Annotated in this window: 5 protein-coding genes and 1 pseudogene; 1 reads left to right on the top strand and 5 read right to left on the bottom strand. The window is 62.1% G+C overall.

The window, feature by feature from the left end; all coding sequences use genetic code 11:
* Window positions 1-309 precede the first annotated feature (309 nt).
* The 5 genes from ALO64_RS08050 to rfbB form a co-directional block, all read right to left on the bottom strand.
* A complete protein-coding gene (locus ALO64_RS08050) occupies window positions 310-783 on the bottom strand; it encodes a YiiD C-terminal domain-containing protein (protein WP_005734103.1) in 474 nt (157 codons plus the stop codon).
* The gene (locus ALO64_RS08045; protein WP_005734105.1) at window positions 770-2155 is read right to left on the bottom strand and encodes a sigma-54-dependent transcriptional regulator; all 1386 of its coding nucleotides are present in this window, start codon (window positions 2153-2155) and stop codon (window positions 770-772) included. Before ALO64_RS08045 ends, ALO64_RS08050 begins: the two co-directional genes overlap by 14 nt.
* On the bottom strand, window positions 2152-3969 hold the full coding sequence (locus ALO64_RS08040) for a sensor histidine kinase (RefSeq protein WP_044343866.1): 1818 nt from the start codon (window positions 3967-3969) through the stop codon (window positions 2152-2154). The genes ALO64_RS08045 and ALO64_RS08040 overlap by 4 nt, the downstream gene beginning before the upstream one ends.
* Before the next feature lie 164 nt (window positions 3970-4133).
* Complete coding sequence (gene rfbC, locus ALO64_RS08035; RefSeq protein ID WP_044318251.1) at window positions 4134-4679, bottom strand: dTDP-4-dehydrorhamnose 3,5-epimerase; 546 nt, start codon at window positions 4677-4679, stop codon at window positions 4134-4136.
* Window positions 4680-4759: 80 nt separating this feature from the next.
* Complete coding sequence (gene rfbB, locus ALO64_RS08030; protein ID WP_044343865.1) at window positions 4760-5842, bottom strand: dTDP-glucose 4,6-dehydratase; 1083 nt, start codon at window positions 5840-5842, stop codon at window positions 4760-4762.
* 240 nt (window positions 5843-6082) lie between these two features.
* Here rfbB and ALO64_RS08025 point away from each other — a divergent pair.
* Window positions 6083-8981, top strand: a pseudogene (locus tag ALO64_RS08025) (aminotransferase).
* The last annotated feature ends 93 nt before the right edge of the window (window positions 8982-9074 follow it).

Genomic DNA, 9074 nt, shown 5'->3' with positions numbered 1-9074 from the left:
CGATGAATTTTCATAGATTGCACCGGCCTCTTCGCGAGCAAGCTCGCTCCCACAGGTCTGCGTACAGTGCATCCAATGCGTGCAGCCTCACTGGCGCAACACGAACTGCCCGACAAAGCGCACGGCCTGTTCTTCGCTTGATACAAGTATGCAGGGTCAAGCGCGTTTTTGTGGGAGCGAGCCGGGCGACGCTTCGCTTGCTCGCGAAGGCGATTGTTCAAGCGATGAGTTTTTGCGGATTGCACCGGCCTCTTCGCGAACAAGTTCGCTCCCACAGGTCCGCGTCCAGTGCATCCACTGCGCGCAGCTTCACCGGTGCAATACAAACTGCCCGACAAAACGAACAGCCTGTTCTTCGCTGTCCTGCGCGGTAATGCTGGTGTGCAGGGTCATGCGGGCGCGGCCTCGGCGTTGGTAGGTGGTGATGAACTTGTCCCACAGCGCCAGCTCTGGCGCATCACAGCGGGCGATGGCGTCGGTGCGTACCGGCAGCGGATAGCTGATCTGCCCGTCCTGAATCACGATATGCCCATCGCTTATCCCGGCTTCGCGTAGCCGCAGGTGCAGCCAGCCCCAGCCCGCCAGTACTGCGCCGCAATACAGGCTGCCGCCGAACAGCGTGTTCTTATGATTGACGTTGGGTGCCAGTGGCAGGTGCAGGCGCAGAGTCTGGTTGTGCCAGTCGATCACGCGCATGCCCATTTCGCGGGTCAGCGGAATGTCGTGGTGCAGCACCTGCTCAAGCTCGTGGGCGGCGTCATGCTCAGGCTCAATCGTTGTCATCGGAAGCTCCGCTGCTGTCGCCAAACGTCAGGCCGTGTTTACGCAGTTTGTCGTGCAGGGTTTTGCGCGGCACACCCAGCGCCTCCGCCAGGCTGCGAACCGAGCTGTGCGGGCGAGCCAGCTCGGCGGCGATCAAGGCCCGTTCGAAGCTTTCCACCTGATCACTCAAGCCGCCGCCCGGCGGTGGCGCCTGCTCTGCATCGCCGCCCTCCAGCTCCAGCTCGAGACCCAGCGCAAAGCGTTCGGCGGCGTTTTGCAGTTCCCGGACGTTGCCCGGCCAGTTATGACGCAGCAACAGCGCGCGCTGGCCGGGCTTGAGTTCGTGCTTGGGAATGCCGTGGCGCATGCTCGCAGCATCGGCATAATGCTCGAACAGCATCAGCGCGTCTTCGCCACGTTCGCGCAACGGCGGGATACGCAGCGAGGCCACGTTCAACCGGTAATACAAGTCCGCCCGGAAGCGGCCCTGATCAGCCGCCTGCCGCAGGTCCTCCTTGGTCGCCGCGATGATGCGGATATCCAGCGGGATCTGCTGATTGCTGCCCATTCGCTCGACCACGCGTTCCTGCAACAGGCGCAGCAGTTTGACCTGGACATCCAGGCTCATGCTTTCAATTTCATCGAGGAACAGCGTGCCGCCGTTGGCAAACTCGAACTTGCCGATACGTCGCTTCTGCGCGCCGGTAAAGGCACCGGGTTCATGGCCGAACAACTCGCTTTCCACCACCGATTCAGCCAGCGCGCCGGCGTTGATCGCTACGAACGGGCCGCTGCGACGGTTGGACAGATCGTGCAGGGCGCGGGCCACCACTTCTTTGCCCGCACCGGTTTCGCCAAGGATCAACACGTCAGCGCGAGTCCCGGCCAAGGCTCCGATCTGTTCACGCAGACGCAGGATCGACGGTGACTGACCGATCAGCCGTGTGCTCAATTGCTGGCGATCGCTCAGGGCTAGGCGCAGGCTGCGGTTATCCAGTACCAGACGGCGCAGCGCCAGAGCCCGACGCACGCTGTCGAGCATGGCATCGCTGGCGAAGGGCTTTTCCAGAAAATCATAGGCTCCGGCGCGCATGGCTTTGACCGCCAGCGGCACATCGCCGTGACCGGTGATCAGCAGCACTGGAAGGTCGGGGTCCTGCGCGTGAAGCTGGTCGAGCAGTTCCAGGCCATCCATACCCTGCATGCGGATATCGCTGACCACCACGCCTGGCCAGTCGCGGCCGATGCGTTCGGCCAGCCCGGTTGCCTCGGACAGCGACAGAACGTTCAGTCCAGCCAGGTCCAGCGTCTGGCGAAGTGCCTGACGCAGGTGCGAATCGTCGTCGATCAGCACCACCTGAATCTGGCTGTCGATGGCTGTGTCCGAACTCATGCAGAAAGGTCCTCTGGCGGTTGAAGATTGGCTCCGGAAGCACCGGCCCGCAGGCGCAGGGTCAGCAGCGCACCGCCGCTGGGATGGTTGGCGAACAGCAATTCGCCGCCCAGCGCGCGCATCAGCGTATCGCAGATGGCCAGACCAAGGCCAAGCCCCTGGGTGCGGGTCTTGGTCGTAAAGAAGGGCTCGCGAGCCCGTGCCAGCGCTTCCTGGGAAAAACCGGGGCCGTTGTCACGAATGTACAGGTTAACGCCCTCAGCGGTTTGCTCGACACTTATCCACAGCCTGCGCGGCGGGCCTTTTTCGGTGAGGGCGTCCAGCGCGTTGGCGATCAGATTGCCGAGCACCTGACGCAGACGGGTTTCACCGGCCTGTACCCACAGCGTTGCGTCCGGCAGGTCTCGGATCAGCTCGACTTCCATGGCGCGCCGCCGCTTGGCCAGCAACGCCAGCGCATCGTCCAGCGCCGGTTGTAGCGCCACGCTTTCAGGGGCGTGCCGGTCTCGGCGGGCGAAAGCGCGCAAGTGAGCAATGATCGAGGCCATGCGCCCGGTCAGCTCGCTGATCAGCTTGAGGTTGCCGCGCGCGTCTTCGGTACGCTGATGATCGAGCAGCACTTCGGCGTTTTCGGCGTAACTGCGAATGGCGGCCAGGGGCTGATTCAATTCGTGGCTGATGCTCGCCGACATGGTGCCCAGCGCGGTCAGCTTGCTGGTCTGCACCAGTTCGTCCTGAGCTTGCACCAGTTCCTGCTGCGCCTGTTCGCGCTCCAGCACTTCCTGGCGCAGACGACTGTTGAGCCCTTCCAGATCGCTGGTGCGCTCGATAACCCGCATTTCCAGCTCGCGACGTGCCTTGGCTTCGAAGGCGATTCGGTCCAGATAATGGCGACGACGCTGCATCATCAGCCCCAGCAACAACATCAGCACCAGAAGCGCTGCGCCGCCAATCGCCACCACCGTGCGTACCTGGCGGTCGACAAGGGCGCGAGGCGCGAGAATGTTCACGTTCCAGCTGGTTTCTTCGATGGCCTGGGTCTGGGTCAGCCAGGCGTGCTCATCAATCCTCAGAGGCCGCGGGTCGCGGGTCGGGTAGGACTGGATCGCGACAATGGCCTTTTTCTCGTCATCGGTCAGGTCGCGGGTCGCCCGAAAGCGCCACTCCGGGTTGGAGGTCAGGATTACCACGCCGTTCTGATCGGTCAGCAGCAGTTGCTCGGGCGTCTTGCCCCACAGTGTTTCGGTGTGGTCCAGGTCGACTTTGATCACCAGCACGCCGATCACCCGATCACCGTCGCGCACCGGGCCTGCGAAGAAGTAGCCACGCTTGGCCGACGTGGTGCCAAGGCCGAAGAAACGCCCGGTTCTGCCTGCCAGCACATCGATGAAATAGGGTCTGAAGGAAAAGTTTCGGCCGATGAAGCTGTCCTTCTGCTCCGAGTTCGAAGCGGCCAGGGTCAGGCCGTTGGCGTCCATCAGGTACATGACGTCGGCACCGGTCTGGCGCGTTATCTCGCTGAGCAGACGATTGGCGTTTTTCAGGGTGGTGACGTCGCTCGGTGCGGCCAGTGCGCCGCGCAAGGCGGGCAGGTCGCCGAGAATCTGCGGCAGGGTTTCATAACGGTGCAGGGTGCCGAGCAGGTTGGCGACGTACAGGTCCAGGGTCTGGCGGTTCTGGTTGGCCAGCACGCTGCGGTAATAACGTTCGGCCAGATGCTCCAGCGGCCACAGCAGCGGTGCCAGGCACAGTGCCAAAAGGGCAAGGCTGCGCCAGCGAGGGCGGGGCGGCAGAGCAGCAGAAGTCATGGTCATCGATTGGCCGTCGCCGAAGGGTTGGCGATGCCTGCCGGCGACAAGGCCGGTACAGGCAACAGAAACACCCGGTCGATCCTGACGTGGGCATCAGGCGCGTATTATGCCCGCCGCCGACTCGTCAGGCACCCGGACATTGCGCCGGGTGGCCTGTGATCATGTGTTCAGGGAAACAGATCGGCTTCTTTCAGGCGTTTGCCTTGCTGGTCTTTGGCCGACAGATTGGGCTGGCCGTCGAATTGCCAGTCGATGGCCAGGTCCGGGTCGTTCCAGGCGATGCAACGCTCAGCTGACGGCGTGTAGTAGTCGGTGGTCTTGTAGAGAAACTCGGCATTCTCGCTGAGTACTACGAAGCCATGCGCAAAACCTTCCGGCACCCACAGCTGCCTGGCGTTTTCAGCGGACAGCTCGACGCCGACCCACTGACCGAAGTTCGGCGAACTGCGGCGAATGTCTACGGCCACATCCAGCACCTTGCCAACGGTGACGCGCACCAGTTTGCCCTGGGCGTTTTCGATCTGGTAATGCAGGCCGCGCAGCACGCCTTGCTGCGAACGCGAGTGGTTGTCCTGCACGAACTCACGGGTCAGGCCAGTAGCAGCCTGAAAAGCCCTGGCGTTGAAGCTTTCATAGAAGAAGCCTCGTTCATCACCGAATACCTTGGGTTCCAGAATCAGGACTTCCGGCAATTTTGTCGCTACTACGTTCACGTGGCTTCCCCTGCAATCTTCAATAAATGGTGGCAGCTCGACAGTCTGCACTCACGCGCGTCTGCCGAAAAGTAGGGTGATCAGGCAATCAGGTCCTTTGGGTCGGTGAAACCCAGTCGTTCGCCCTGATAACTGCCGTCCTGAACCCTGCGGCACCAGTCCAGGTTGTCCAGATACCACTGCACCGTCTTGCGCAGCCCGGACTCGAAGGTCTCTTCGGGCGTCCAGCCCAGGTCGTTGTCGATTTTGCTGGCATCGATGGCATAGCGCTGGTCGTGGCCCGGACGGTCAACCACGTAGGTGATCAGGTCGCTGTATTGCGCGGCGCCCGTCGGGTGCTGCGGGGCCAGCTCATCGAGCAGCGCACAGATACCGCGGACGACGTCGATGTTTTTCTGCTCGTTATGACCGCCGATGTTGTAGGTCTCGCCGACTTTGCCTTCGGTCACGACCTTGAGCAGTGCCCGTGCGTGATCCTCGACATACAGCCAGTCGCGCACCTGCAGGCCATTGCCGTACACCGGCAGGGGCTTGCCCGCCAGGGCATTGAGAATCACCAGCGGGATGAGCTTTTCCGGGAAGTGGAACGGCCCGTAGTTGTTGGAGCAGTTGGTCACCACCACCGGCAGGCCATAGGTGCGGTGCCAGGCGCGCACCAGGTGGTCGGACGCAGCCTTGCTTGCCGAGTAAGGTGAGCTGGGCGCATACGGCGTGGTTTCGGTGAACAGATCATCGACACCGTGCAGGTCGCCATACACCTCATCAGTGGAGATATGGTGGAAGCGGAACGCCTGACGTTCAGCTTCCGGCAGTCTCAGCCAGTAAGCGCGCGTGGCTTCCAGCAGGCTGTAGGTGCCGACGATGTTGGTCTGGATGAACTCGGCCGGGCCATCAATGGAACGGTCGACGTGGGACTCGGCCGCCAGGTGCATGATCGCCTGTGGTGCAAACCGTTCCAGCACCGCGCTGACGCTGGCCTGATCGCAGATATCGGCCTGAACGAACTCATAGCGCGTGTCGGTCGCAATCGACTGCAGCGATTCAAGATTGCCCGCGTAGGTCAGTTTGTCGAAGTTCAGCACTTCGTGTTCGGTGTTGTTTATCAGGTGGCGGATCAGTGCAGAACCAATGAAACCTGCGCCCCCGGTAACGAGTATTCGCATTAACTGACCTTCTTGTGTGTTTTGACGTAATAGCAGCATAGCGCTTGAGCGCATATGGCGAGATAAGGCCATTAAACCCGAGCAAGCGGTTGAATAAAACTCTGGCGGGCTTCCAACACTGAAGTACTCGTGCTGATGGGGAGTGCAGAGCAATCCCCCGTCAATGCCCTTATAGTTGCGCGACTGCCCATGACGCCTTGCTCGTCGAGCCCGGGCCTTCCAACAAGATCGAGGTTCTCCATGCCGCTTGCCACGCTCATCCGCCGGTCCAGTCTGCCTTGTCCCGAGGTGAGCGTGGATCAGGCGCTGCAATTGCTCGCGCAGCATTACGGCTTGAGCGGCACGCTGAAAGCGCTGGGCAGCCAGCAGGATCGCAACTTTCTGCTTGAAACCGACACGCGGCGTTATGTGCTGAAAATCTGCCACGGGGCCTATTCGAGCACTGAACTGAACGCTCAGCACGCGGCGCTGCAACACCTGAGCAGCCACAGCGCCGTTGGCGTGCCCGGCGTGGTTGGCGCCAATGACAGCGAGCAATTGTTATCCATCAGGATCGACGGGCAGGCGGTGCACGTGCGCTTGCTTGAATTCATTGATGGGCAGTCATTGGGGCACGCCGGGCATCTGGGCCATGAGGTGGTGGTCGGGTTGGGCGAGCTGTGTGCCCGTGTGGACATGGCACTGGCAGGTTTCGAGCATCCTGGCCTGGAGCGTATTCTGCAATGGGACCCGCGCCACGCTCATGCGCTGATCAAGCACCTGCTGCCGGTGATCAAGGACGCCGACGCTCGCGCCTGTGTCATCGAGGCCGGTGAACAGGCTCATCATCGTTTGTTGCCATTGATAGCAGCGCTGCCGATACAGGCGGTGCATCTGGACATCACCGAGCACAACGTGGTCTGGCTGCGTGATGCACAGCGCCAATGGCAATTGCAGGGGTTGATCGACTTCGGCGATCTGGTCAGCACCTGGCGAGTGGCCGACCTGTCGGTGACCTGCGCGGCGCTGCTGTACCATGCCGACGGCGACCCGCTGTACATCCTGCCAGCCATTCGCGCCTACCACGCCCTCAATCCGCTGAAGGCCGAAGAATTGCAGGCGCTCTGGCCGCTGATCGTCGCTCGATCCGCAGTGCTGGTGCTCAGCAGCGAACAGCAGGCCAGCATCGAGCCGGACAACGCGTACATCCAGGCCAACCTTGCCGGGGAGTGGAACATCTTCGACGTCGCCACTTCGGTGCCGATGGCGCTGATGGAAGCGGCGATTCTGCAGGCCGTGGGTGTGGAGTTTCCGCCTGCCGGACAGCCCGCTTACCAGCCGATGCTGCCCGCTCTACAAGGGCTCAAGCCGACAGTGGTGGACCTGGGTGTGCTCAGTGAGCACTTTGTGGCAGGCAACTGGGAGCAAAGTGGCATTGATGAATACCTGCTCTCCCAGGCTGCGGGTGACGATGGCCTGTCTGCCAGCCGCTTTGGGGAATACCGGTTGTCGCGCACCTTGCCTGACAGCGCGAAGGAGCCCGAAACCTGAATTGCATGTGCCCGCCGAAACGGCGCTGCATGCGCCGTTCAACGGCACTCTGCGGTTGACCGCGGATGCTGCATTGTTGCTGGTCGGGGAAGGCATAAGTCTGAAGCTGTGGGGCGTGCTGCCGGATGCTTCACTGGCTGATCAAGTGTCAGCAGGCGCGTTGATCGGGCAGGGCGGTGGTTCGCTGTTGTTGCAACTGTGCACCATGGCAGACCTCAGCCCGCCGCTGTTCACCACACCTGCCTGGGCGGCAGCCTGGCGCACAGTGTGCCCGTCGCCATCGGCCTTGCTCGGTTTTGATTGTGACGCGCCAGCGCTCGCAGACGCCGCGCAGTTGCTGGCGCGGCGTGATGCCAGCTTCGCCCGCTCGCAAAAACACTACTACCAGGCTCCGCCGCAGATCGAGCGTGGCTGGCGCAATCACCTGATCGACATGCAGGGCCGTTCCTATCTGGACATGCTCAATAACGTCGCCGTCCTCGGCCACGGCCACCCGCGCATGGCGCATGAGGCGGCTCGTCAGTGGTCGCTGCTCAACACCAACTCGCGCTTTCACTACGCGGCAATTGCCGAGTTCTCCGAGCGTTTGCTCAAGCTGGCACCCGAGGGCATGGACCGCGTGTTTCTGGTCAACAGCGGCACCGAGGCCAACGACCTGGCAATCAGGCTGGCCTGGGCCTATAGCGGCGGACGCGGCATGCTGAGTGTGCTGGAGGCGTATCACGGCTGGTCGGTGGCGACCGACGCCATTTCCACCTCGATTGCCGACAACCCGCAGGCACTCAGCACCCGCCCGGACTGGGTGCATCCGGTCACCGCACCCAATACCTATCGCGGGCCGTTTCGGGGCGCTGACAGTGCGCCGGAGTATGTGCGCAGTATCGATCAGGTACTCGTCACGCTGGCAGAGCAGCAACGGCAGGTGGCGGGCTTCATCTGCGAGCCGGTGTATGGCAATGCGGGCGGGATTTCCTTGCCTGCCGGCTATCTGCAACAGGTGTATCAGAAGATTCGCGCTGCGGGTGGTGTATGCATTGCCGATGAGGTGCAGGTGGGTTATGGCCGTCTGGGTCATTACTTTTGGGGCTTCGAAGAGCAGGGCGTGGTGCCGGATATCATCAGCATGGCCAAGGGCATGGGCAACGGCCATCCGTTGGGCGCGGTCATCACCCGTCGTGAGATCGCCGAGGCGCTGGAGGCCGAGGGCTATTTCTTCTCCTCATCCGGTGGCAGCCCGGTCAGTTGCCGGATCGGCATGGCAGTGCTGGACGTCATGGAGGAAGAAAGGCTCTGGGACAATGCCCGGCTCGTGGGCGATCACTTCAAGGCGCGCCTGCAGGCTCTGGCCGATAAACATCCGCTGGTAGGCGCGGTGCATGGCATGGGTTTTTATCTGGGCATGGAGTTGGTCCGCGACCGCCAGACCCTGGAACCTGCCACAGAAGAAACCGCGCAGCTTTGCGAGCGCCTGCGTGAACTGGGCATCTTCATGCAGCCGACTGGCGACCACTTGAACATCCTCAAAATCAAACCCCCGATGTGCACCACCCGGCAAAGCGTGGATTTTTTCGTCGATAACGTATCGAAGGTGCTCCACGAACTGGACTAGAGGACGCAGAGCGTCCAGAACGGCATACCCACGCGGAGCATGGGCACGATAGGTGGCGCCTGGGCACCTATCATTCCGCACGCACCAGTGGGG

It is taken from the genome of Pseudomonas meliae (genome assembly GCF_001400515.1).
Classification (GTDB): domain Bacteria; phylum Pseudomonadota; class Gammaproteobacteria; order Pseudomonadales; family Pseudomonadaceae; genus Aquipseudomonas; species Aquipseudomonas amygdali.
This window is presented reverse-complemented; position numbering and strand designations above follow the sequence as displayed.